The sequence below is a fragment of the Kribbella speibonae genome, assembly GCF_004331375.1.
In the GTDB taxonomy this organism is placed as follows: Bacteria; Actinomycetota; Actinomycetes; order Propionibacteriales; family Kribbellaceae; genus Kribbella; species Kribbella sindirgiensis.
In genome coordinates, this window is sequence record NZ_SJKC01000001.1 from 1,829,392 (window position 1) to 1,851,938 (window position 22,547).

Annotated in this window: 32 protein-coding genes; 17 read left to right on the forward strand and 15 right to left on the reverse strand. The window is 68.8% G+C overall.

What is annotated here, in order from left to right:
* The first annotated feature begins 6 nt into the window (after positions 1–6).
* Together E0H92_RS09160 and E0H92_RS09165 are read left to right on the forward strand one after the other, a co-directional pair.
* On the forward strand, positions 7–477 hold the full coding sequence (locus E0H92_RS09160) for a GNAT family N-acetyltransferase (RefSeq protein ID WP_131495953.1): 471 nt from the start codon (positions 7–9) through the stop codon (positions 475–477).
* A gap of 98 nt (positions 478–575) precedes the next feature.
* Positions 576–1,427, forward strand: coding sequence for an HAD family acid phosphatase (locus E0H92_RS09165; protein ID WP_131495954.1), 852 nt, complete (start codon positions 576–578; stop codon positions 1,425–1,427).
* Positions 1,428–1,445: 18 nt separating this feature from the next.
* On the opposite strand, the gene E0H92_RS09170 is transcribed toward E0H92_RS09165, so the two are convergent.
* Complete coding sequence (locus E0H92_RS09170) at positions 1,446–2,462, reverse strand: helix-turn-helix transcriptional regulator (RefSeq protein WP_131468537.1); 1,017 nt, start codon at positions 2,460–2,462, stop codon at positions 1,446–1,448.
* A gap of 89 nt (positions 2,463–2,551) precedes the next feature.
* Between E0H92_RS09170 and E0H92_RS09175 the strand changes: the two genes are divergently transcribed.
* Positions 2,552–2,908, forward strand: coding sequence for a nuclear transport factor 2 family protein (locus E0H92_RS09175; RefSeq protein ID WP_131468535.1), 357 nt, complete (start codon positions 2,552–2,554; stop codon positions 2,906–2,908).
* Here the strand turns inward: E0H92_RS09175 and E0H92_RS09180 are convergent.
* Positions 2,898–3,566, reverse strand: coding sequence for a TetR/AcrR family transcriptional regulator (locus E0H92_RS09180; RefSeq protein ID WP_131468533.1), 669 nt, complete (start codon positions 3,564–3,566; stop codon positions 2,898–2,900). The two genes, E0H92_RS09175 and E0H92_RS09180, sit on opposite strands and share 11 nt — an antisense overlap.
* Before the next feature lie 99 nt (positions 3,567–3,665).
* On the opposite strand from E0H92_RS09180, the gene E0H92_RS09185 reads away from it, so the two are divergent.
* Positions 3,666–4,595: an SDR family oxidoreductase gene (locus E0H92_RS09185; RefSeq protein ID WP_131495955.1), complete on the forward strand. Its 930-nt coding sequence runs from the start codon at positions 3,666–3,668 to the stop codon at positions 4,593–4,595.
* Positions 4,592–5,353 carry a class I SAM-dependent methyltransferase gene (locus E0H92_RS09190; RefSeq protein ID WP_131468529.1) on the forward strand — a complete coding sequence of 254 codons (762 nt, stop codon included), beginning with the start codon at positions 4,592–4,594 and terminating at the stop codon, positions 5,351–5,353. Before E0H92_RS09185 ends, E0H92_RS09190 begins: the two co-directional genes overlap by 4 nt.
* Here E0H92_RS09190 and E0H92_RS09195 read toward each other — a convergent pair.
* Positions 5,316–5,873 (reverse strand): GNAT family N-acetyltransferase, encoded by a 558-nt coding sequence (locus E0H92_RS09195; RefSeq protein WP_131495956.1) that lies wholly within the window; start codon positions 5,871–5,873, stop codon positions 5,316–5,318. The two genes, E0H92_RS09190 and E0H92_RS09195, sit on opposite strands and share 38 nt — an antisense overlap.
* Positions 5,874–5,933: 60 nt before the next feature.
* Here E0H92_RS09195 and E0H92_RS09200 point away from each other — a divergent pair, with 60 nt between their 5' ends.
* Complete coding sequence (locus tag E0H92_RS09200; RefSeq protein ID WP_131495957.1) at positions 5,934–6,227, forward strand: YciI family protein; 294 nt, start codon at positions 5,934–5,936, stop codon at positions 6,225–6,227.
* Positions 6,228–6,304: 77 nt separating this feature from the next.
* Here the strand turns inward: E0H92_RS09200 and E0H92_RS09205 are convergent, their stop codons facing one another.
* A complete protein-coding gene (locus E0H92_RS09205; protein ID WP_131495958.1) occupies positions 6,305–6,844 on the reverse strand; it encodes a dihydrofolate reductase family protein in 540 nt (179 codons plus the stop codon).
* 156 nt (positions 6,845–7,000) lie between these two features.
* Between E0H92_RS09205 and E0H92_RS09210 the strand changes: the two genes are divergently transcribed.
* On the forward strand, positions 7,001–7,810 hold the full coding sequence (locus E0H92_RS09210; RefSeq protein WP_131495959.1) for an SAM-dependent methyltransferase: 810 nt from the start codon (positions 7,001–7,003) through the stop codon (positions 7,808–7,810).
* Positions 7,811–7,993: 183 nt separating this feature from the next.
* On the forward strand, positions 7,994–8,866 hold the full coding sequence (locus E0H92_RS09215; RefSeq protein ID WP_131495960.1) for a DUF3800 domain-containing protein: 873 nt from the start codon (positions 7,994–7,996) through the stop codon (positions 8,864–8,866).
* Here E0H92_RS09215 and E0H92_RS09220 read toward each other — a convergent pair.
* Positions 8,830–9,579 (reverse strand): SDR family oxidoreductase, encoded by a 750-nt coding sequence (locus tag E0H92_RS09220; RefSeq protein WP_238173357.1) that lies wholly within the window; start codon positions 9,577–9,579, stop codon positions 8,830–8,832. The genes E0H92_RS09215 and E0H92_RS09220 overlap by 37 nt on opposite strands.
* A 175-nt stretch (positions 9,580–9,754) precedes the next feature.
* Between E0H92_RS09220 and E0H92_RS09225 the strand changes: the two genes are divergently transcribed.
* From E0H92_RS09225 to E0H92_RS09240, 4 genes are all read left to right on the forward strand, one after another.
* Positions 9,755–10,132: a YciI family protein gene (locus E0H92_RS09225; RefSeq protein ID WP_131468517.1), complete on the forward strand. Its 378-nt coding sequence runs from the start codon at positions 9,755–9,757 to the stop codon at positions 10,130–10,132.
* Between the two features lie 123 nt (positions 10,133–10,255).
* Positions 10,256–10,837: an adenylate kinase gene (locus tag E0H92_RS09230; protein ID WP_131495962.1), complete on the forward strand. Its 582-nt coding sequence runs from the start codon at positions 10,256–10,258 to the stop codon at positions 10,835–10,837.
* Positions 10,838–10,935: 98 nt separating this feature from the next.
* Positions 10,936–11,769: a dioxygenase family protein gene (locus tag E0H92_RS09235; protein ID WP_131495963.1), complete on the forward strand. Its 834-nt coding sequence runs from the start codon at positions 10,936–10,938 to the stop codon at positions 11,767–11,769.
* Positions 11,770–11,934: 165 nt separating this feature from the next.
* Entirely contained in the window at positions 11,935–12,513 is a 579-nt protein-coding gene (locus E0H92_RS09240; protein ID WP_131495964.1) for a TetR/AcrR family transcriptional regulator, read from the forward strand.
* On the opposite strand, the gene E0H92_RS09245 is transcribed toward E0H92_RS09240, so the two are convergent.
* Entirely contained in the window at positions 12,487–13,119 is a 633-nt protein-coding gene (locus E0H92_RS09245; protein WP_131468509.1) for a hemerythrin domain-containing protein, read from the reverse strand. The two genes, E0H92_RS09240 and E0H92_RS09245, sit on opposite strands and share 27 nt — an antisense overlap.
* A gap of 46 nt (positions 13,120–13,165) precedes the next feature.
* Here E0H92_RS09245 and E0H92_RS09250 point away from each other — a divergent pair, with 46 nt between their 5' ends.
* Positions 13,166–14,224, forward strand: coding sequence for a lipoate-protein ligase LplAB (locus E0H92_RS09250; RefSeq protein WP_338068849.1), 1,059 nt, complete (start codon positions 13,166–13,168; stop codon positions 14,222–14,224).
* Here the strand turns inward: E0H92_RS09250 and E0H92_RS09255 are convergent.
* The 4 genes from E0H92_RS09255 to E0H92_RS09270 are packed head-to-tail and all read right to left on the reverse strand — an operon-like array spanning position 14,208 to position 16,555.
* Positions 14,208–15,035, reverse strand: coding sequence for a PhzF family phenazine biosynthesis protein (locus tag E0H92_RS09255; RefSeq protein ID WP_131495965.1), 828 nt, complete (start codon positions 15,033–15,035; stop codon positions 14,208–14,210). The two genes, E0H92_RS09250 and E0H92_RS09255, sit on opposite strands and share 17 nt — an antisense overlap.
* A 12-nt stretch (positions 15,036–15,047) precedes the next feature.
* Positions 15,048–15,407, reverse strand: coding sequence for a hypothetical protein (locus tag E0H92_RS09260; protein WP_131495966.1), 360 nt, complete (start codon positions 15,405–15,407; stop codon positions 15,048–15,050).
* A gap of 30 nt (positions 15,408–15,437) precedes the next feature.
* On the reverse strand, positions 15,438–15,983 hold the full coding sequence (locus tag E0H92_RS09265) for a DUF6036 family nucleotidyltransferase (RefSeq protein ID WP_131495967.1): 546 nt from the start codon (positions 15,981–15,983) through the stop codon (positions 15,438–15,440).
* Complete coding sequence (locus E0H92_RS09270) at positions 15,980–16,555, reverse strand: helix-turn-helix domain-containing protein (RefSeq protein ID WP_165549725.1); 576 nt, start codon at positions 16,553–16,555, stop codon at positions 15,980–15,982. Before E0H92_RS09270 ends, E0H92_RS09265 begins: the two co-directional genes overlap by 4 nt.
* A 55-nt stretch (positions 16,556–16,610) precedes the next feature.
* Between E0H92_RS09270 and E0H92_RS09275 the strand changes: the two genes are divergently transcribed.
* Complete coding sequence (locus tag E0H92_RS09275; protein WP_131468504.1) at positions 16,611–16,994, forward strand: VOC family protein; 384 nt, start codon at positions 16,611–16,613, stop codon at positions 16,992–16,994.
* A 21-nt stretch (positions 16,995–17,015) separates the two neighbouring features.
* On the opposite strand, the gene E0H92_RS44630 is transcribed toward E0H92_RS09275, so the two are convergent.
* The 4 genes from E0H92_RS44630 to E0H92_RS09295 all read right to left on the reverse strand — a co-directional run bounded on the left by E0H92_RS44630 (position 17,016) and on the right by E0H92_RS09295 (position 20,105).
* Positions 17,016–17,621 carry a DUF1707 SHOCT-like domain-containing protein gene (locus E0H92_RS44630; RefSeq protein WP_202873549.1) on the reverse strand — a complete coding sequence of 202 codons (606 nt, stop codon included), beginning with the start codon at positions 17,619–17,621 and terminating at the stop codon, positions 17,016–17,018.
* Entirely contained in the window at positions 17,618–18,316 is a 699-nt protein-coding gene (locus E0H92_RS09285; RefSeq protein WP_131468500.1) for a PadR family transcriptional regulator, read from the reverse strand. Before E0H92_RS09285 ends, E0H92_RS44630 begins: the two co-directional genes overlap by 4 nt.
* A 75-nt stretch (positions 18,317–18,391) precedes the next feature.
* Positions 18,392–19,111, reverse strand: coding sequence for an LmeA family phospholipid-binding protein (locus E0H92_RS09290; protein WP_131468498.1), 720 nt, complete (start codon positions 19,109–19,111; stop codon positions 18,392–18,394).
* Positions 19,112–19,190: 79 nt separating this feature from the next.
* On the reverse strand, positions 19,191–20,105 hold the full coding sequence (locus tag E0H92_RS09295; RefSeq protein WP_131495969.1) for an NAD-dependent epimerase/dehydratase family protein: 915 nt from the start codon (positions 20,103–20,105) through the stop codon (positions 19,191–19,193).
* Positions 20,106–20,221: 116 nt separating this feature from the next.
* Between E0H92_RS09295 and E0H92_RS09300 the strand changes: the two genes are divergently transcribed.
* Together E0H92_RS09300 and E0H92_RS09305 are read left to right on the forward strand one after the other, a co-directional pair.
* Positions 20,222–20,893 carry a TetR/AcrR family transcriptional regulator gene (locus E0H92_RS09300; RefSeq protein WP_131495970.1) on the forward strand — a complete coding sequence of 224 codons (672 nt, stop codon included), beginning with the start codon at positions 20,222–20,224 and terminating at the stop codon, positions 20,891–20,893.
* Positions 20,894–20,905: 12 nt separating this feature from the next.
* Complete coding sequence (locus E0H92_RS09305; RefSeq protein ID WP_131468492.1) at positions 20,906–21,451, forward strand: P-loop nucleotide/nucleoside kinase family protein; 546 nt, start codon at positions 20,906–20,908, stop codon at positions 21,449–21,451.
* Here the strand turns inward: E0H92_RS09305 and smpB are convergent.
* Positions 21,448–21,927, reverse strand: a complete 480-nt coding sequence (smpB, locus tag E0H92_RS09310) for an SsrA-binding protein SmpB (RefSeq protein ID WP_131468490.1) — start codon at positions 21,925–21,927, stop codon at positions 21,448–21,450. The two genes, E0H92_RS09305 and smpB, sit on opposite strands and share 4 nt — an antisense overlap.
* A gap of 95 nt (positions 21,928–22,022) precedes the next feature.
* Between smpB and E0H92_RS09315 the strand changes: the two genes are divergently transcribed.
* Positions 22,023–22,520 carry a hypothetical protein gene (locus tag E0H92_RS09315; RefSeq protein ID WP_131495971.1) on the forward strand — a complete coding sequence of 166 codons (498 nt, stop codon included), beginning with the start codon at positions 22,023–22,025 and terminating at the stop codon, positions 22,518–22,520.
* Positions 22,521–22,547: the final 27 nt, after the last annotated feature.

Consider the following 22,547-nt stretch of genomic DNA (forward strand, 5'->3'; position numbering starts at 1 on the left):
GACGGCATGACTGTGCGACCTGCTGTTGCTGACGATGCCGATGCGGTGGCCGCGATCTGGTACGCCGGCTGGCAGGACGGCCACCTGGGGCATGTGCCGGACGAACTGGTCGCGATCCGGACCAAGGAGTCGTTCTGGACCCGGGCCGCGCAGCGGGTCGCGGACACGACGGTGCTCGTTGTCGACGACGAGATCGCCGGGTTCGTCATGGTGGTGGGCGCCGAGGTCGAGCAGGTGTACGTCGGGCGCGACCACAGGGGATCGGGTGTCGCCGGGACCCTGCTCGCCGAAGCCGAACGGCAGGTGAAGGCCGGAGGTCACCAGGAAGCCTGGCTGGCGGTGGCGACTGGCAACGCGCGTGCCCGGCGGTTCTACGAACGCAGCGGTTGGATCGACGGCGGCCCCTTCGACTATCCGGCGTCGGTCGAACGCGGAACGTTGCCGATCCCGTGCCACCGCTACCTGAAGGCTGTCTGACGCAGGATTCCCCTCAAGTTGCGGCGTGCGGCAGGTACATCGGCGGCGGATGGAGTTAGCGTGCCTTTCGCAAGCATTCCTGTTTTGGAGGGGTCACCATGGCATTCCGTTCCTGGCGCCGGCCGTCCCGCCGCATGATTCTGACCAGCGTCGCCGCGGTCGCGATGACATCGGTCGTCGGCGGGGTCGCGTACTCGGCCGGTGCCGCGACACAGCAGCCGGCGATCCAGACGTCGACACCGCACAGCGAGAAGCAGGTCACCAACATCGACGTACTGCGGCAGCAACTGCGCAACTACTACGGCGACCCGCTCGGCACCGGCACCTTCGCGGCGGACAGCAACTACGCGAAGGAAGCGCGGAAGGCCGCCGCCGCGGGGGCCCGCTGGATCTCGCTGCCGCACCACACTCGCAAGACGAAGGCGATTCTCCTGGACGTCGACGACACCTCGCTGGCGACGTGGAACTACGAGATCTTCAGCAACTGGGCGTACAACCCGGCCACGAACGCGGACTACGTGCTGAACCAGCGGTTCCCGGCCGTGCCCGGCATGGTCGACCTGGTGAAGACGGCCGAGCGCGAGGGGTACGCGATCTTCTTCCTGACCGGCCGCGGCGCCGCGCAGGAGCAGGCGACGCTGGGCAACCTCACCACGGACGGTATCGGCGTCGACGCCGGATACCCGAAGCCGACTGCGCTGAGCAACGGCGAGGACGGCCTGTTCACCAAGCCGGCCGTCGCCGACTACCCGGACTACCTGAAGGCGGCCTGCGCCGGCGACCCGAACGGATCCTGTACGACGATCCACTACAAGTCGGCCACCCGGGCGCACATCGAGTCCCTGGGCTACGACATCGTCGCGAACTTCGGCGACCAGTTCTCGGACCTGAAGGGCGGGTTCGCCGACCGCACCTTCAAGCTGCCGAACCCGAACTACTACTTGCCGTAGTTCCTGTCGTCGGCCGGATCACCCGTTGATCCGGCCGACCAGCTCGCCCCGGCTGCGGACGCCGACCTTCGCGAAGATCGACTTCAGGTGACTCTGCACGGTGTACGGCGACAACTCCATCCGGGCCGCGATCGCCCTGGTGTCGCAGCCCTGCAGGACCAGCTCCGTGAGCTCACGTTCCCGTGGTGTCAGCCCGTACGCCGCGGAGATGAGCGGCGCGATGGACGGTACGGCGGCCGCCTGCAGCACGACCGTCACGCGTTCGTGGGTGGCCGGTGCGGCGTGGATCCGGATCCAGCGCCCCGACTCCCCGAGCGCTCGGGCACTCGTTTCATGCGCCGTACCGCGGACGCGCTCGACCAGCGTCATCACCTCGAACGGCAACCGGTCCAGAGCCGGTGAGCCGGCGAAACCGAACTCGCGCAACCAGTTCGCGGTCGCGGGGGTGTACGACTCGACCGCGCGCCGCGCGTCGAACGTGATGACACCCGGCCACAGATCCGCGGCCGGGCCGGTAGGCCGGGCATGGATCCCGGCCGCGCGGAAGCACAGACCCAGCAGCGGTCCGACGAGTTCGGCGAAGTCCCGGTCGTCGGCGTCGAAGTCGCCTTCCCGGAAGAACGAGACGCAGCCCCACGAGACGCCGTCGACGACGAACGCGGCCCGCAGCTCGCCGCGCATCCCAGCTGGCTCGATCAGCTCCCGGAACCGCAGGCTGCGGCGCGGATCACCACCGGTCGCCTCACTGAGGAGACCGCTGTGCCGCGGGCCGTTGGCCAGCTCCACGAACGAGTTGTAGTCGTCGGCGAGATAGGCGATCTCGGCGACCTGCACGGTCGGCGGAGGCATCCGCTCGGCCGAATAGCGGGTCTCGACCAGCGACGCCGGGTCGACGGAGTGCCAGCAGCTGGCCTCCCGCGGCAGAGCGCGCGCCAGGATCTCCTGGGCCTCGTCGAACACGTCCGGCAGCGGCAGGCGCGCCGTACTCAGCGCGGCCAACCGGTCATGCGCGCGAACGCGGGCGGCGTTGGTCATGGCATCGATGGTGACACGACCGGGCGCCCCGGCGACATGCCATAAATGTGGGATGTCCGGCGGCGCCGAGCCTGGTTAGCGTCGGTTCCATGCCTGAAGCAACCGAAGTCTTCCGAGCCGTCGACGAGCAGGATTTCGACGCGTTCACCGCCCTGCTGGCCCGCGACTCCCGGTTCGCGTTCGGCAACCAGGAACCGCTGCTCGGGATTGACGCGATCCTGGCCGGCAACGCGGCGTTCTTCACGATGGTGCAGCGAACCCGGCACCAACTGCTGCACGTTCGGACCATCGGCGCGACCACCGTGGCCGAAACCGACGTCACCTACACCCGGCTGGACGGCAAGGACGTGACGCTGCCCGCCTGCTCGATCTGGGACGTGAACGACGACGGTCTGATCACCGATTACCGCGTCTACGTGGACCTTGCGCCCGTCTTCACTCCGTGACGCGCGGCAGAGCGCCGTACAACAAGGTGCGCAGGGCGTCGGTCAGCGCCGGCTCGAACTCCATCCGGATCGCAGCCAGCGCCGGGTCGGTCTCGTAGGCGGCGAGGATCGCGGGCACCGGGTGGGAGTGGGTCCAGATCGAGCCGGCGAGCAGGCTCGCAGCGGCGATGAACCTGCCTGCGCCTTCAGGGCCGAGCTCCGGCAGGACACCGACGACCACCGTGATCATCTGTTCGTAGGAGACCGCGGCCGCGCGCTTGAAGGCGAGTGCCGTTTCGGTTGTGATGTTCCGCTCCAGCACCGCTGCCTGCGTACTGATCAGGTCGCAGAGCACCGGCCGCTTCGCCAATGTGCTGACGATCGTCGCGACGAGCCGGTCGGCGCGCTCGTCGGTCGTCTCAGATGAGCTGTCCGGCAAGGCAGTCGCCAGGTCCTGCACCCAGGCCGACAGCTCACTGCTCGACAGCTCGAGCAGGACTGCCTCGCGGGAGTCGAAATAGTTCAGCACGTTCGACTTCGCGAGGCCGACGCGGCGACTCAGCTCGTTCAGGCTGATGTCCGCGACCGGCATCTCGGTCAGCATCGCGGCCGCGGTCGCGAGGATCGCTCGCCGCCGCTCGGCCCGCTGCTCCGGTCTGCGCGCGCGCTGGAAGGTCATACGTCACAGTCTACAGACCAGCGGTCTGTTGTTATCGGACCGCCGGTCTGATAGCGTCGACGCCATAACAGACCATCAGTCTCTTATGGAGAGTGGATTATGTACGACGTCCCAGATCAGACCGGCAAGCTCGCCGTCGTCACCGGCGCCAACAGCGGGACCGGCAAGGAAGCCGCCAAGCGGCTCGCGGCCGCGGGCGCGCGGGTCGTGCTCGCGGTCCGGACCCCGGCGAAGGGCGAGGCGGCTCGGGAGGAGATCCTCGCCGCGCATCCGGGTGCCCAGCTCGAGGTACGGCGGATCGACCTCGCCGACCTGGCCTCGGTTCAGGAGTTCGCCGAGCGGTTGACCGCCGACGAGCCGCACCTGGACCTGCTGGTGAACAACGCCGGCGTGATGAACCCGCCCGACCGCATGGTCACCAAGGACGGCTTCGAGCTGCAGTTCGGCTCGAACTACCTCGGTCCGTTCGCGCTCACCGTCCGGTTGCTGCCGCTGCTCCTGGCCGCTCCGGCGCCGCGGGTCGCGACGATGGCCAGCGGTGCAGCGAACTTCGGCCGGATCCGCTTCGACGACCTGCAGTGGGAACGGCGCTACCGGTCGGTGGCGGCGTACTCGCAGTCGAAGCTCGCCGACCTGATGCTGAGCAACCAACTCGCCCGGCTGTCGACCGAGCACGGCTGGGGCCTGCGCAGCGTCGCGGCACACCCTGGCTACACGAACACGAACCTGCAGACGACCGGCCCGAGCCTCGGCCGCGACCGGACGCCGCTGGCCACGCGCCTGATGCTCCTCGCCCCACTCCCTTCGCAGGGCGTCGAGCCCGGCACCGAACCGCTGTTGTTCGCCGCGGCGGACCCCGCAGCTGAGCACGGCAAGTACTACGGCCCGTCCGGACGGTTCGGCCTCGTCGGCCCGACCGCGTTGGCCAAGCAGCCCAAGGCGGCCCTGGATACCGAGACCAGCGCCCGGCTGTGGACGGTCTCCGAAGAACTGACGGGGGTGGCGCTTCCGTCTATCCTGCGCAAATGAGCGAGTGGTCGAGTGGGGGGATCTACGAGTCGTACGTCGGCCGCTGGAGCCGGCTCGTCGCGCCGGAGTTCGTCGGCTGGCTGCAGCAGCCGGCCGGACTGCGCTGGCTCGACGTCGGCTGCGGTACCGGCGCGCTGACCGGCACCATTCTTCGTACGGCGGATCCGGTGTCCGTGCTCGGTGCCGACCCGTCGGAGGGCTTCGTCGGCTATGCGCGACAGACCGTCGACGATCCGCGGGCGGCGTTCGAGGTCCGGTCCGCGGCCGAGCTCCCGGACGGCCCGTACGACGTGGTCGTCGCGGGGCTGGTGCTCAACTTCATCCCCGAGCGGGTCGAGGCGCTGCGCCGGATGCGCGAGATCGGTACGACCGTCGCGGTCTACGTCTGGGACTACGCCGGCGGTATGCAGCTGATGCGGTACTTCTTCGACGCGATGGCCGAGGTACGGCCGCAGGACCGGGAGCACGACGAAGGCCGCCGGTTCCCGTTCTGTACGCCGGAGGGGTTGGAGGGGCTGTTCCGCGAGGCCGGGTTCAGCGAGGTGCGGACGCGCGAGATCGTCGTACCGACGGAGTTCGCGTCGTTCGACGACTATTGGGAGCCGTTCCTGGGCGGGCAGGGTGTGGCGCCGGCGTATCTGCGCAGCCTGGAGGTCGCGGATCAGGAGGCGTTGCGGGACGCCGTACGGGAGCGGCTGCCGATCGCTGCCGACGGGTCGATCAGTCTGACGGCGCGGGCGTGGGCGGCTGCCGGCTGAGGTACGTGTCCCTGAGCAGTCCGTACAGCAGGTCGTCGGTCCACTCGCCTTTGAACCAGGAGTTGGCTGGGCGCTCGCCCTCGCGAGTGAAGCCGACACGTTCGAGCAGCCGGGCCGACGCGGTGTTGCGGGCGTCGCACTCGGCGGAGACCCGGTGCAGCTCGCGGTCGACGAACAAGTGGTGGAGCAGCCCGCGGACGGCCTCGGATGCGTAGCCGTGTCCCTGGTACTCCGCCGCTAGAGTGAAGCCGAGGTCGGCCTGCATCAGGTTCTCGTTCAAGTTCAGGCCGAGGTCGCCGATCAGTACGCCGTCCAGGTCGACCGCGTACTGGAACCAGCCGGGCGCCTCCGGATCGCCTTGCGCGAACTGTTCGACCGTCCGCTGCGCCTCGGCGAGGGGCAGCGGGGCCTCCCAGGACTGGAAGCGGGCGACCTGCGGATCTGATCGGTACGCGGCGAACCGCTCGGCGTCCGCGGGCGTGAAGCGGCGCAGGACCAGGCGGTTGGTGCGGGCGAACATTTGCCCATCATGTCAAGACTGCGCGTTCGACTCCGTCGTACCTGTGAGAGGAGAGCGCCGATGAAGTTTCTACTGATCCTGCAGGGTGACGGCGAGGCACGCCTGCAGCGCGACGAGTTCGAACGAGTCGCCCACGACGCCGGCGAACTGGTCGGCGGCGAGCTGCTCGCGGACGCCCAGTTGTCCGTCCGCCTACCCGACCACGAACCCACCAAGATCGACGGCTACTACGTGATCGACGTAGAAAACCGCGACCGCGCCGTCGAACTCGCCCGCCTACTCCCGGACACACGAACCGCCAACCGCTCCGTCGAGATCCGCGCCGTCATGCACCTGACCGCGGCCGAGTTCTAGGAACTGGTGACAGGCAACGGGGACTGGGAACAGGCTATTGCTTGTTCCCAGTCCCCTCGGAGTGTCCCCACCGACCACTAAACGACGTCGAACCACAGGCTGGTCGCGAGCGGAGTTTGCGTCACGCTCTTGCGTTCGAGGCGCACCGTGCGGCCGCCCGGGTGGGTGAAGAGGCGGGTGCCGGCGCCGAGCATGACGGGGGCGTAGAAGAGGAGGACCTCGTCGAGTTCGCCGGCCTCGATGCACTGTTTGGCGATGTTTGCGCCGATGACGTTCACGTACTTGTCGCCGGCCGCTTCCTTGGCCTGGTCGAGGGCCTTTCGGAAGTCGTCGACGTACGTGACCCCGGTCTCCGGGCGGGACGGTGGACGGTGGGTCACGACGTACGCCGGTCCGCTCCAGCCGCCGCCGAACGCCTCGCCCTCCCCGGGCTCGCCCTTGTGCGGGTCGTCGCCGTCGTGGGAGCGGCGGCCGATCAGCAGCGACCCGATCCGGGGGAGTAGGTCGTCGACCTCCGGGTTGGGGCCGAGGTACGGGCGCATCCACTGCATGTCGCCGTCCGGGCCGGTGATGAAGCCGTCCACGGACAGCGTCACCGAGTACAGCACCTTCGCCATGGTCGTTCCTCCTCGTGCGGTTGGTGTTGAGACGAACGACGCCGGAGAAACTCATCGGAGGCCGCCCCGGTGCGGGCGCTGGACTGCTGCCTGGATACTCTTCCGGCAATTCAGCTTTTCGGATGGCGGAATCGGGTCACGGAACGAGGTGCGGGCATGCCGGAACACGACGAGCCGGCCGCCATCGACCTCGAACGGGCCTCGCAGGCCCGGGTGTACGACCTGCTGCTCGGCGGCAAGAACAACTTCGAGGTCGACCGGCAGTTCGTCCAGGAACTGCTGAAGATCGCGCCCGAGATCTCCGAGCTGACCCGGCAGAACCGCCGCTGGATGGCCGACGCGATCGGCCGGATGATCACCGAGGGCGGGATCGACCAGTTCCTCGACCTCGGCTCCGGGCTGCCGACCGTTCCGAACACCCATGAGATCGCCCTCCGTGCCAACCCGGCCGCGACCGTCGTGTACGTCGACAACGACCTGACGGCGATCTCCCACGGCCAGGCGCTGCTCGCCGACGACCGGCACAGCTTCTTCGCCGACGCGGACCTCAACGACCCGGCCGCCGTCCTCTCACACCCGTCCGTGACCGACGCGCTCGACCTGACCCGCCCGGTCGGGATCCTGCTCGGCCTGGTCCTGCACTCGACGCCGGACCCGGTGCCGGTCGTCGCGGACTATCTGGCCGCCGTACCGCCCGGCTCCTACCTGGCGCTCACGCATCCGCTCAACCCGCGCGACGGCGGCCGGCTGTCCGAGTTCTCGACCGCGATCGAGGAGAAGCTGCAGGACGCGTTCCCGCACATGCGGTTCCGCACCCGGGACGAGATCGGGGAGCTCGTCGCGGGGCTCGAGCTGGTCGCGCCCGGGCTCGTCGACCTGACGTCGTGGTGGCCGGAGGACCAGCAGAAGCTCAACCTGAGCGGCGCCGGCCAGCTCCTTCTCGTAGCTCTCGGTCGCAAGCCGTAACAAATGGCTGGTGTCCGGTGGCCCGCCGGACCATGATGGGACGCATGTCTGCCCAGGCTGCTGCCGCTTACTGATCGTCACCGCGCCCCGATGACTCCTGGCGCGTCCGATCAAGCCCGTCCCGAGGACGGGCCCCGTAGCGTGCAGTCCTTCAGCCTTGGAGCCAGCCTTTCCATGCCTTCTGTGACTTCTTTCGTCGAGGTCGCGTGTGACGAGTCGGGGTTCTCCGGAACCAACCTGCTCGACCCCGCCTCACCCGTCATCACCCATGCCAGTGTCGATCTCGCCGTACCTGCGGCCGCCGACGTGATCGACGTACTGCGATCCCGCCTGCGCCGCCGGTCGGAGTACAAGTCCAACCAGCTGCTGCGACCTGAGCAGCGGCCCGCGCTCGAGTGGCTGCTCACCACCTTGCGCGGGCATGCGCACGTCCTCAGCATCGACAAGACGGCGTACGTCGCCGCGCGGGTGTTCGAGCTGTTCACCGAGGAGCCGTCGTACGGCGCCGGCACCAGCCTCGGCACGGACCACGCGGAGGTTGCCGCGGCGCTGCGGCACCGGACCGGGTTCCTTGCCGCGTTCGTAGATCTGACGAGGACGAAACGCGTGCGATTGATGGATCACGCCGCGGTGGACCGGTTCTTCGCGACGATGCCGGCCGACGTACCGGCGTTGCGTGCGGTGACGCGGCCGCGGGTCGAAGAGGTGATGCAGCGGCTGATCGACGAGGACCCGGAGCTCCCGCCGCCGCTGGAGCCGCTGGTGCCGGCGCTCGCTGAGACGGTGCTGTACTGGAGCGCCGGCGGTCGTTCGGTCGCTGTGGTGCACGACGAGCAGAGCGCGTTGACGCCGGGCCGGGTGGCTCGTCTCGGAGCGTTCCTCGCCGAGGGTGTGGAGCCGGCGCCGCTGCATTCGTTCGTGCAGGTCGACTCCAAGCACGATCCGCGGGTGCAGGTCGCAGATTTCCTGGCCGGTATCGCGCGCCGTCGTACGCCGGACTTGGTGGAACTCCTGGAGCCCTACACCTGTGCGGCGACGAACTCGTCCCAGGTGTGAGTGCCGACATCGGCGCCGGTCAGGGTGAGGTTGCCGCCCGCGCGGTACACCTTGCCCGCCTTGCCGGGGACGCGGATCGGCAGCGACAGCCGGTGCTTGCCGGCGGCCCGTAGGTAGTCGCGAGCCAGCTCCGACAGGCTGTAAACCTTGGGCCCGACCAGGTCGGGGACCAGGCCCTGCGGTTCACCGAGTGCGAGCTCGGCGAGCCGTTCGGCCACGTCCCGGCCGTCGACGGGCTGCATGCGGAGGCCGCCCGGCATCGGCATGACGGGCAGTTTCGCCATTGCCCGCACGGTCTTCCAGGCGAAGTCGTGGAGCTGGGCGACCCGCAGTACGGTCCATGGCACCGACGATCCCCGGACGGCCTGCTCGGCGCCGAGCTTCGACTTGAAGTACGTCAGCGGCAGTTGGTCGACCGCGGTCACCGAGATGTGCACCAGATGACCGACCTTCGCCTGCTCGGCCGCCTCGACCAGGTTGCGGGTGCCGACGTCGTCACCCTTCGGGCCGCCGGCCAGGTGCAGGATCACGTCGACGCCGTCCACGGCCCGGTCCAGTCCCTCCCCGTTCAGGAGGTCGACGGCCAGGTACTCGACGCCGTCGCCGCGGTCGCCCGCGTTCCGGCTGAGGACCCGGACCTTGCTGCCGGCCGCCTGGAGCAGCGGGACCACCTGACGGCCGATCGTTCCCGTACCGCCTGTCACCAGAATCATGCTCATCTCCGTTCTCATCGTCGCCTCTGCAGCCCTGACGGAGCCCGCTCGCGGAGTGTGACCTGGTGTGAGCTGGAATACATCCAGGCAAAATGTCGAGGGCCTGTCGGCGCCTCCGACGTCCGGGGTGCACGGGCGCAGTACGGCGTACCGGCACGACACAGGAGGTTCTCTGATGAAGTACGTGGTCCTGATCCACTCGAACATGCAGCCGTGGGGTCACCCGACGATCGACTTCACCGAGGTCGGCCGCGCGATCCCGGCGGACGAGCGGGCCGCGATGGGCAAGGAGTTCGACGAGCTGCTCTCCGAGCTGTCCGCGTCCGGCGAACTGGTCACCGGCCTGGCGTTGGACGCACCATCAACCGCGCGGACCTACCGCTGGGAGGGCAAGCGCCCGGTCAGCACCGACGGGCCGTACGCCGAGTCCAAGGAGCAGCTCGCCGGGTTCTTCGTGCTGGACTGCGCCACCCGCGACCGCGCCGAGGAGCTCGCCGCCAAGTTCGCCGGCCCCGGCGACGTCATCGAGCTCCGCCCGGAAATGGAGTTCTGAAGGCGATTCCGGACAGTAACGAGCGGGGTGTGACCCAACCGGCGATCCGGAGTGACGTACGCCGTACCGCCGGAGCGGAGGTTCTCCTATCCTTTGGTCCTTACCGAGAGTCAGGAGTGTGCCGTGACCACTGTCTTGCTGATGGGCCCTCCTGGGGCCGGTAAGGGTACGCACGCGGGCCACCTGGCAGCGCACCTCGGGGTTCCCGTCATCTCCACCGGTGACCTGTTCCGCCGCAACATCGCGGACGGTACCGAGCTCGGCAAGACGGCGCAGGGCTACCTGGACGCGGGCGAGTACGTGCCCGACGAGGTCACCAACGCGATGGTCCGCGACCGGCTCGCGGACGCCGACGCCCGTCCGGGATTCGTCCTGGACGGGTACCCGCGAACCCTCGACCAAGCCGGCGTCCTGGACGAGATCCTCGGCGCGCAAGGCCGTTCGCTGGACGCTGCCCTGGTCCTGCAGGTCGAGGCCGACGCCCTCGTTCACCGGCTGCTCCGGCGCGCCGAGATCGAGCACCGCTCGGACGACACCGAGGACGTCATCCGCCGGCGCTTCGAGGTCTACCACGAGCAGACCGCGCCGCTGATCCACTTCTACTCCGGCCGCGGCATCCACCACGAGGTCGACGCCTCCGCCGACATCGACACGGTCCGCACCCGCGTCTGGCAGGTCGCCGTACAACTCAAGCCAGCTGCCTGACATTCACGGCGTACTGCCAGCGAAGCCGGGGAGCCTTACCAGCCTCTCTTTCTAGCGTCAGTCCCTCGTACGGGGACCGACGAACGAAGGAGACGGCAATGGAAGACGACGACAGGCCGGTCGGCCGAGTCCTCAGCAGGCGACGGGCGCTGGCGGTGTTCGGGGCCGCCGGGATGACGTTCACGGCAGTGGGTACGGCGGTGGCGACGAACGCGGATGCGGCGGCGGAGACGGCGACTACGCCGAGTTGTGTCGCGAAACCGGAAATGACCGAGGGCCCGTACTTCGTGGACGAAGGGCTCAACCGGTCGGACCTCCGGGTCGACACGTCGGACGGGTCGGTGGTGACCGGCGCGAAGTTCCACCTGGTCCTGCATGTCCTGCAGCTGTCCGGGTCCCAGTGCAAGCCTTTGCCTGGGGCAACTGTCGACATCTGGCACTGTGACGCGGCCGGCGTGTACTCGGACATCGCGGCCGAAGGGACGACCGGCAAGAACTACCTGCGTGGCTACCAGGTGTCGAACCGTGGCGGGATCGTCAAGTTCACCACGATCCTGCCGGGCTGGTACCAGGGCCGGACCGTCCACACGCACGTCAAGATCCGCACCACGGGCACGGACGGGAACGCGTACGAGTTCACGTCGCAGCTGTTCTTCGCCGAGGACTTCAAGGCCGCCTACCTCGCGAAGGCGCCGTACGCCGCGAAGGGCACACCGGACACCACCAACGACACCGACATGCACTACGCCGACATCGGCGACCAGATGCTGCTCACCCCGAAGCGCACCCGCGACGGCTACGAGGCGGCGTTCGCGATCGCGCTCTACCTGTCCGACACCGCGGTTGGCGCCGACGACTCGTTCCAGACGCCGGGCGGCCCAGGTGGCACCCCGCCGACGGGCACTCCGCCCACGGCCAGTCCGTCGGCGTGATGCGGACCGCCACCACTCACTAACGTCCCTCACCGCCCCGATGTGCCGCCCGCGTGAGCGTGAACTCACGCAGGCGGCGCCAATTGATGAGTGCTGGAGGTCCGGTCCATAGCGGCCCGCGAGCACTCCGACGTACCAGTTGCTGTCCGGGTTAGGCTGCCGCGCATGGCGAAGGTGGGACGGCCGGCGCGGTTGAACCGGGAGCGGATCGTCGCAGCCGCTCTCGAGACCGGGCTGGACGCGCTCACCATGCGGGAGTTGGCGACCCGGCTCGAGGTCTCACACTCCGCGCTGTATCGCTGGGTGCGCGACCGCGACGAGCTGTTCGACCTGGTCAGCGAGGTGATGGTCGGGCGGATCGTGCCCGAGAAGGAGCCGACGCCGGACACCTGGCGCGACTGGCTGGCGGAGCTCGCCTGGTCCATGCACGACGAGTTCCTGTCGGTTCCGGGCTACGCGGCGCGGGTGGCTGCACCGCATCGCCACAACCCGGTGTCGTACGGGCTCCTCAGGGACCGGGCGACGCGCGCGTTCGAGCTCGCCGGCGCCGACGGCGAGCTCGCCGTGCAGAGCTGGCACATCTTCTCGATCGGCGTCATCACCTGGCTGGGCGCCCAGCAGGGCGCCCACGACTTCGGCCCGACGGCGCCGCGCTTCGACCTCTATCTGGACACGCTGCTGCGCGGGCTGCCCGCCCGGCTACCGGTCGAGCACCCGTCAGCTCCGCCAGGTCGGCGCGATTGACTTGCGGTAGGACCGGCCGAACACACCGGCGATCACGGCGAGGACCGGCTTCGGGATCGTGCCGGTGATCGCGGCGGACTCGGCGGGGGTGGCGCCGTCGAGCGCCCAGGCGAAGAACGCTCCGCCCTGGGCCGGACCGACCTTGGCGAACTCGCGGCCCATCGCCTTCAGCTCCGGAGAGCCTTCGTTCGCAAGGTAGACCGGCTCGATCTCGGCCTCCTCGTGCTCCAGGTGCTCGACGGTGACCCGTCGCAGCTCGTGGATCGCGGTGCGTGCGGTCGCCGCGTCCTCCGCGCCCGCGGTGCGCTGCAACGCGCCCATCGCCGTTCGCGACGCTGCCAGTGCGGCCGCCATCGTGTCGTGCTCGGAATCCAGTTGCGCCAGCAGTTCCTGGCTCACACCGAGCTTCTGCAGCGCCGGCCACGCGATCTCGTGCTCACCTTCGTGGTGGTGCGTCAGCTGTCCGTCGAAGTTCTGCCAGGCCGCCGCCAGTTGCGCGGCCCGCGCGCGATCCCCGTCCGGGAACCGTTGCAGTGCGTCGAGAAACCGATCCAGGTCCCGCCGCACGGCGGCATGGATCGCCTTGTTCATGCTCATCTCCGCCATGGCCGGGAGTATGCGTCCGGGAACAACCGTTGACCAGAGCAAGTTGATGCTGAATATGCATGGTGAGTACAAAGTTCCGGGTGGGAAGCTCGTTGTCGCCGACCTCGACGTGGTCGACGAGCAGGTGCGGAACGCGCAGATCTCGGGTGACTTCTTCCTCGAACCGGACGACGCGCTGGAGCGGATCAACGGGGCTCTGGCGGGTCTGCAGGTGGACACGTCCGCGGCTCAGGTCGCTGCGCGGGTGCGCGGTGCGCTCGGCGACGGCGTCGAGATGCTCGGGTTCTCGCCCGAGGCGGTAGCGGTCGCCGTACGGCGGGCGGTGACCGGCGCGACCGGTTGGCGCGACCACGAGTGGGAGTTCGTGCACGACGTACCGCGGGAGCCGGCGCTGCAGATGGCGCTCGACGAGGTGCTGACCGAGCAGGTCGGAGCAGGAGAGCGCCCGCCGACGCTGCGGGTCTGGGAGTGGGCGTCCAACGCGGGCATCATTGGCAGCTTCCAGTCGCTGCGGAACGAGGTCGACCTGGACGGCGCGGCCCGTCACGACGTCACCGTCGTACGGCGGATCAGCGGCGGCGGCGCGATGTTCGTCGAACCGGGCAACACGATCACGTATTCGCTGTACGTCCCGGAATCGCTTGTGTCCGGTCTCTCGTTCACCGAGTCGTACGCGTTCCTCGACGACTGGGTCATTGGTGCGCTCAACGATCTCGGCGTCGCGGCGACGTACCAGCCGATCAACGACATCACGTCACCGGCCGGCAAGATCGCGGGCGCCGCGCAGAAGCGGCTGGCCGGCGGCGCCGTGCTGCATCACGTGACGATGGCTTATGACATGGACGCTTCGAAGATGGTCGAGGTACTGCGGATCGGTCGGGAGAAGCTGTCCGACAAGGGCACGACGAGTGCGAACAAGCGCGTCGACCCGTTGCGCAGCCAGACCGGGCTCGACCGCGCGGACGTGATCTCGCGGATGGTGGGGACCTTCCGGAACCGGTACGGCCTGTCGGACGGCGCGATCTCCGAAGACACCGTCGCGCTGGCCGAGGAGCGGGTCGCGGCGAAGTTCGGCACCGAGGAGTGGCTTACGCGGGTGCCGTGATCGGTACGGCGTTGCCGCTGACCCGCACGCGGTTGTCGTCCGGACGGAGCTCGACCGTGATGAGGCTGGGGCGTCCCAGGTCGTCGCCCTGATGCAGGGTGATCGTGGGTTGCCCTTGGCCGAGTTCCCGCAGGTACGCGCCGAAGGCGGCTGCCGCGGCGCCGGTCGCCGGGTCCTCGACGACGCCGCCGACGGGGAACGGGTCGCGGACGTGGAAGACGGTCGGCGATTCCTGCCAGACGAGTTGGAGCGTGGTGAGGTCGCGTTCGAGCATGTACGCGAGCAGGTGGTCGAAGTCGTAGTCGAGCGCGGCGAGTCGTTGCCGGGTCGCCGTACTCAGGACGAGATGCCGCGCCCCGGCGTACGCGATCCTTGCGGGTAAGGCCGGGTTGAGGTCGGCGGGTGACCAGTTGAGGATGTCGAGTACGTCGGTCAGGTCGCCGGCTGGTGAGACGGACGGCTCGACGCTGGTGAGGGTCGCGCGCAGGGAGTCGTCGACCGTGACTGGGACCCGCCCCGCTCGTGTGTCGAAGACGATCTCGCCCGGGCCGTTCCGCTCCGCCAGTGCGACGGCGGTCGCGACGGTGGCATGACCGCAGAACGGGACCTCGGCCTTGGGGGAGAAGTACCGCACCGGGCGTACGCCGCTCGCGTCCGGTCCGTCGGTGAACGCGGTCTCGGAGTACCCAACCTCGGTCGCGATCCCCTGCATCGCGTCGTCGTCGAGCCCACCGGCATCGAGCACCACACCAGCCGGATTACCCCCGGCAGGATCGGACGTGAAGGCCGCGTAGCGAAGGACGGTCACCATCTGCTCATCCAATCACCGCGTCCAGTCCAGCTGCGCCTCCGGGATCGCCAGACCGCGCCCGAACTCCTTCGCCTCCTCACGCGCCGCGTCGTCACCCCGCCGGTACCGGAACACGCGCCCCGGGAAGATCACGAAGATCTCGCGCTCGTCATGAAAGTCGGCATACCACCCCGGAGCGTCGAGAACCCCCGCCAGCACCTCGGCCAGCTCCTCCCCACGCTCCACCGCGAACTCCACCAACGACCACACCACCGGCTGGTCGGCCGACGTACCCTCAACAGCCACCCGACTGACCTTCGTCACAGTCAACGGGATCCCGTCCAGCACGGTCCCGACCTTCAAACTCTCAAGAATCAACACACCGTCATACACGGAACGCAACATATGGCCCGCCGCCGACAGTTATTGCCGTGTGGATTGGTCCGCGATCTGCTGCACGTAGTCAACGAGGTACGGGTCTCGCTCTTCGAATGGGTACGCCGAGTAGTACGCGTCCACAGCCGCGTGCGCATCGGAGAACCCACACCTCGGCCAGAGCACCGTCATGTCGTCGTGGTCAGGTGCGCGACTGGCGAGCAGTTTCATCAGGAACACTTGATCGGGTGACGGGCCGAGGACCAAGAGATTCGTGTGCTCGTACAGCAGTTCGCAGTCCTCGACCTTCAGCCCAGCAGGCGCGAACGTCATCGCCGAGTCGTTGAGCCAGTCGGGTCGCAGACCGTGCCGTTCTCCGACCACACGAACGACGTCGCGAAGTCCGTCGGTCAGCTCGGTCAGTGAATCGACGTCCGCGGTGGCCTCCCGGAGGTCGTGCAAAGCAAGGTACGAACCGCCGACCACGACCAGGCGGCAGACCAGCTGCCGGGCGGCAAGCTCGTCGGCGACTTCGCCGAGGTAGCTGAGGATCTCGGTCTTGCCGAGGACCGTGGGGCCGAGCTGGGGGTTCACGCGGCGTCGCGCCACAGGTCGTGAGCGGCGAGCCAGATGTTTCGAGCGGCTAGCTGAGCAGGTGCCTGTGCCCGCGCTCGCTGAACGCGCGCGGGCGTTCCGGGAGCTTCCCAAGGAGTAGGTGCGGGGGGCACCGATCTGGTCCACCGTGGCCGCGGGATCCCGGCGTCGTCGGCGAGCTTCTCGGCGATGCCGGCCAGCAGGGCGTCGAAGGCGGCATCGCCGGTCCGGCGTGGAGGAGACTCGATGGCGTCGGCGGTGAGTCCGGGATGCGCGAGCAACTGGTCGAGGAATCCTCGCAGGCGAGGCCAATTGACCTTTCGGACAGGGCTGTCCGGCGAATAGGCCTCGGTGAGGCTGTCGATCGACAACCCCGGAGGGCCGTCCATCGCGATCGAGAGTTGGCGACCGGTAGCCGCGATCAAGCGCGAAAGCATGGTGAGCGTCGGATCGCTGGACCCCGCCTCGATGCGTGAGACCGTGGAGGTCGGAACCCCCGCCCTGGCCGCGAGCGCACTGCGCGATAGCCCGGCCTCCTCGCGCGCTCGTCTCACCAGCTCGCCCGCCTCCATAGGTTGTAGCATATATGCAACACCTCTGCGGCGGCAATGGCGTAGCGTCCCGCTCATGGAGATCGGGTACGTGATTTTGTACGTCGGGGATCTGGGGCGGTCGGTGGAGTTCTACCGGGATGTGGTGGGGCTGGCGTACAAGTTCACGGATGCGGGGTATGCGGAGTTCGACGCGGGTGGGGTGCGGTTCGCGTTGTACGAGCGGCGGCGCGCGGAGTGGTTGACCGGGCGGGCGGTGACGCCGGGCGCGGGTGGGGAAGTGGTGGTGATGGTGGCGGACGTGGATGCGTACGCCGAGCGGTTGCGTGCGGCCGGCGTACCGGTGCTGAGCGGGCCGGCGGACCGTCCGTGGGGACACCGGACGGTCCATGTCGCCGACCCGGACGGGTTCGTCGTCGAGTTCGCGGAGGAGATCCCGCGGGCTCGTGAGCGGCGGTAGGTCAGTCGGCCAGTCGGGTGGTCAGCGGTGGTGGTGCCAGTGGCGGCGGGACATGCCGCTGATCAGGACGATCCAGAACATTCCCCAGAGCAGCCACGGGGCGGTGAGTGCGACCGAGGTGATCACCAGACCGACCATCAGGAACGGCGCGAGCATCAGGAACGGTGGGGGCGGGCCGGGGCGGCGACGGAGGTCGGCTCGGCCTGGTACGGCCTGCAGTTCCGTTGAGCTCGGTAGGTCGTCGAACAACGGCTCGAGATCATCCGCGTACCGCGCCCGCGTCACCACCTCGCTCCGCTCCTCGAACTCGGCCTGCGTCAACCGCCCCGCCACGAAGTGCTCACTCAGCACCGCAACGGCCCGATCCCGCTCGGCATCCCCAATCCGAACCCGCTTCCGAGGTACGTCGCCCCGCGCGTCGTCCCGTCCGGTATCCCGCCCGTCCCACCGCCCAGCGTCCTGCCCGTCCCACCGACCGGTGTCCCGCGCGGTGTTCTGTGGGTCGTCCCAGGGGTGGTTGTTGTTCCAGGCGGTGGCGCGGAGTTCGCCGCCCCAGCCGCGGCCGTGCCAGTCGCCGCCCCAGTTGCGCTGGTGCCGGCGGCGGCGGTCCCGGTCGGCGGAGGTCATGACTGGTCCTGCTGGTCCGTGCCGTCGTCTTCCTCGGCGAGGATGCCGTACAGCTTCCGTCGCAGATCGGCGACCGCGTCCCGCGCCCGCGCCTGCTGCTCCGGCGTACCGCTCGCGAGGATCTGCCACATCGCCGTCGCGACCTGCCCGAACAGCGGCTTGAACCCGTTCTCGTCGTCACCGCCGGCCGGCGCGGACATCGCGGCCCACGGCGCGGACACCTCGTCCTGATGCTCGGCGACGTACGCACGCCCCTCGTCGGTCAGCCGGAACGTCCGCCGCCCGACCTCCGCGTCCGCCGTCACCAGGCCCTCGTCCTCGAGCTGCTGCAGCGTCGGATAGATCGACCCCGGCGACGGCTTCCACACCCCGCCGCTGCGCTCGGCGATCTCCTGGATGATCCCGTACCCGTTCATCGGCTGCTCGGCGAGGACGGCCAGAATCGCCGCCCGGACGTCGCCGCGCCGCGCCTTCGGCCCCCGCCAGCGCGGCGGCGGTCCCCATGGCGGACCGAACATCTGCCCGCCGCCGAACATCGCCCACGGCGGCCCGAAGTGCTGCTGGTGACTGTGCCCCTGGTGCCCGCGGCGGCCGCTCATCGCCGCCCGCAACTCGTCCTTGATGTCGTCGAAGGTTGAACAGTGCCGCGCGAACTGCGCCCAAGGCCAGCCCGCGGCGTACGCCGATCCGGTCATCTGGACCACCCGTCCCTCACGAAAGTGTTTGCGATAGTTCGACGATATATCGCGAACCATCGCAACCCAAGGGACTCACGCGTTGAACTTCAGGTCCTTCACGACGGCGGTCAGGACAACGGAGTTGTCCACCACGCTGATCCCGGTGAGCTGGGCGCCGAACGGCAGTTCCGGGAGCGTGATCCCGGTGGCGAGCTGGCTGCGGATCGCGCTCTGCACGGGTGACGGGATCGAATCGGACATCTGCCCGAGCGTCAGCGCGACCCGGCCGTCCGTGACCTGCGGCGTGATCGGTACGTCGATGCTGATGCCGCGCACCGTCGCCTTCACCTGCAGCTGCCCGTTGACGACCGACATCGACAAACCCTCGAGCCCGGTACTGCGCACCGCGAGCCGCGCCAGTTCACGCGGCGACAACTGCAGCCGCAGATCGGTCGCGTCGACGGTCACCGCACCGGACTGCTGCGTCAGCAACGATCGCGGCACGTGCACGTTCTGCAGTTCGACCTTCAGATCCTCACCCGGTACGCCGGAGAACGTCGGCTTCTCCATCGTCAGCGTGACCTTCGAGAAGTCCTCGTTGACGAGCTGCGGCAGGAACCCGAAACCGCCGATCTTCACCGAGGTGCCGGCCGAGCGTACGTCGTACTGCTTGGCCTCCTTCTCGGCCATCGACGCAAGCTGGTTCTCGGCCACGTACGCGGCCGCGCGGTCCACGACAATCGCCAGCACCGCCAGCACCAGCAGCGTGACAACGAGGCGACGCAACCACCGGCGCGGTCTCCTGGAACTCATAACTGCCCTTCTCTGGTCGACGCCCACAGCCTAGGACCTAGCTGGTGAGACTCCGCCGGGCGTCGTCCGGTTCGGGCCGTTAGGTCCGGAGGGTCTCGATCGACTCGGACAGCGCGTCGTCGACCGGTGCCGGTTTGATGCCAAAGGCAACAGTCGCGGCGGTCGAGTCGAGGACGAACGGGCGCCGCCACTGGTACTGCGTCTCGACCAGCTCGCGCGCCGTCGGGTTGAAGAGACCCGCCAGCCGCAACGCGATCACCGGCATCGCGCCGATCCGCGCGGGCGGTGCGCCGGCCAGCTCGGCCGCGCGCGCGGCGAGCGCCCGGACCGGCACCGCCTCCGCGCTCGGCACGTGCCACGCGCGACCCCAGGCGGTCTCGTCGCCGGCGACAGCGAGCAACGTGCGCGCGACGTCACCGACGTACGTCCAGCTGTGCGGCGCGTCCAGATCAGCCGGCGCGGACGCCCGCTTACCGGCGATCACGTTCGGCAGCACCGCCACGCTGAACGACGTGACCGCGCCGGCGCCGAGGTAGTCCGAACCCCGCACCTCCGCGGTCCGGATGCGCCCGGCCCGATGTGCTTCGAGTGCGTCGGTCCACAGCTTCGCCCGCACCTGCCCCTTGATCGAGTTGGGACGGAGTGGGGTCTCCTCGGTCATCGGGCCGTCCACGGCGCCGTACCCGTAGAGATTGCCCGTGGTCACCAGCAAGGCCCCGCTGCTCTCGGCCGCCTTGATCAGCGCGGCGCCCAGCGGCGGCCAGTCCTCCGGCCACCGGTGGTACGGCGGGCCCGCGCACGAGTAGATCGTGGTGGCGCCCTCGGTATACCGCGCAAGTACGTCGGGATCGCTCGCGTCGGCGGCGACTCGCTCGACCCCGTCCGGCCCGCCGCCGGAGCGGGTGATGACGCGGACCTGATCGCCCCGCTCGGCGAGCAGGCGCGCCGTGGCCGAACCGACCGGTCCAGCGCCGACGACGATCTGCAGGGACATGGCACTCCTCCGGTGAGAACACTGTTCTCTCTTCAGTTCACTGTATTTCGGTACTGCTGTCAAGAACGGCGTTCTCGTTACGCATCAATGTTCTCGGATGTGCGAGACTGGTCGGCATGTCGGCACCGTCGCTCCGCGCCCGCGTGCGCTCGGAGATGAGTCAGGAGATCAAGGCCGTCGCGCGCCGGCACCTCGCCGCGGACGGCGCCAACCTGTCCCTGCGCGCGGTCGCCCGGGACCTCGGCATCGTCGCCTCGGCGCTGTACCGGTACTTCCCGAGCCGCGACGCGCTCCTCACCGCGCTGATCATCGACGCGTACGACGACCTCGCCGCGGCCGCGGGCACCGCCGAATCCGCCGTACCGCGCGACGACCTCCGCGGCCGCTGGATCGCCGTCTGCCGAGGCGTTCGCGAGTGGGCCCTTGCGCATCCGGCGGAGTACGGACTGATCTACGGCAGCCCGGTTCCGGGGTACGCCGCGCCGCCGGACACCGTCGAGCCGGCGACCAAGGTGATCCTGCTCCTCGCCGCGATCGTCGCCGACGCCGATCCTTCGTTCGCGGCCGTACCCACCGCGGTCCACCAGGATCTGCAGCGGCTGACAGCGGACCGCGACGGCACCATGCCCGAGGAACAGCTCGACCGCGTACTGGTCGCGTGGACCCATTTGTACGGCACCCTGAACTTCGAGGTTTTCGGCCGCCTCACCCTGATGATCGAAGTCCGCTCCGACTACTTCGACCACCACATGCACCTGATGGCCGACCTGGCCGGTCTGCCCCACTGAAAGGTCGCAGAGATGTTCCTGCTGCAGATGTCGGGTGTCCCCGGGGCCGGGAAGTCCACCGTCGCCGCTCACGTCGTCGCCACGCACGGTGCCGTTGCCGTCGACTACGACGTGATCAAGACCGCCGCTCTCGAGGCAGGCGTCGACCTCGCCACCAGCGGCAAGACGTCGTACGAGATCATGTACGCCCTGGCCCGCCAGATACTCGGCCAGGGTCATCCCGTGGTCATGGACAGCCCGTGCTTCTGGCCGCGGATCCTTGACCAGGGTATGGAGATCGCTCGCGCACACGATGCGACGTACCGCTACATCGAGTGCCAGATCCACGACCTGACCCTCCTCGACGAACGCCTGTCGCAGCGTCCTCGGCTGCGAACACACCGCCGCAGCGTCAACCAGCCACCGGTGGACCTCGGCGACGAGCTGGTGGACGGCGAGGCCTTCTTCCGCGGGTGGGAGGATCGTGTCGAGCGTCCCGCGGACGGCTACCTGCAGTTGGACATGCACCGCCCGCTGTCCGACGTACTGTCCGAGGTCGACCTCTATCTGAAGGCCTAGTCAGGCCGGCCTTTCAGCCGGCGGCTGACCGCGCGCTCGACCTCGCGGGTCGCCTCGCGTTCGGCGAGCGTCTGCCGCTTGTCCCAGGTCTTCTTGCCCCGCGCCAGGACGATCTCGACCTTCGCGCGGCCGTCTTTGAAGTAGAGGCTCACCGGGACGATCGTCAGCCCGCCCTCGTTGACCTTGCGTTCGATCTTGTCGATCTGCGCCCGGTGCAGCAGCAACTTCCGCTTACGCCGCGAGCCGCCGTTGAACCAGCGGGACTGCGAGTACTGCGGGATGTGCACGCCGTGCAACCAGATCTCCCGCTCCTCGACCATCGCGAAGCCACCCACCAGCGAAGCCCGCCCGGCCCGAAGCGCCTTCACCTCAGGCCCCTGCAACACAATCCCGGCCTCCCAGGCCTCACCCAGGTGATAGTCATGCGCAGCCTTCCGATTCCGCGCAACAACAGGCTCAACCTCAGGCTTCTTCACACCCCAATTCTGCCCCGGGACGAGGCCGGGGTTCGACGGGGTCGACGGGTGCCGGTGGGGGACGTAATGTGCGATGCGGGGTGAGGAGGGGCGAGATGAACCAGGGTTTGATGAACTCGTTGACTGAGGCTGAGCGGCTGTTGGTGGCTGAGAGCGAGCGGGACGTGTTGAAGGGCCTTGACGAGGATGAGCTCCTGGAGTTGCACCAGCGGGTTCGCCGGGTGCGCACGAAGTACGTGAAGAACTATCGGCGGGCCTCGAGCGCCTCGGTCGCATCGGCCGGTGGCCGGGGGATGTCGTACCCGAGGAACCAGCGCGACCGCGACAAGGCCGAGCTGTTCGAGTCGGTGCTCGCGAAGGTGAGCCGTGAGGTCGCGGTCGCCGCGCGGCGTGCGTCGATGGAGTTGCGCAGCGAACGGCTCGACGCGGCGCGGTCGGCCAAGGCCACTGCGCCGGCGACGCGTGCGGCGGATCCCGCCAAGCCCGCGGCGGGTACCAGGGCGCGGGCGAAGAAGACCACCGGCGGGCTGAAGAAGGACGCGTCGACGCAGGCGATGGGGGCTCGCCGGCAGGCCAAGCGCGACTCGCGCTGAGGGTCGGCACACCGGACGGGATTCCGG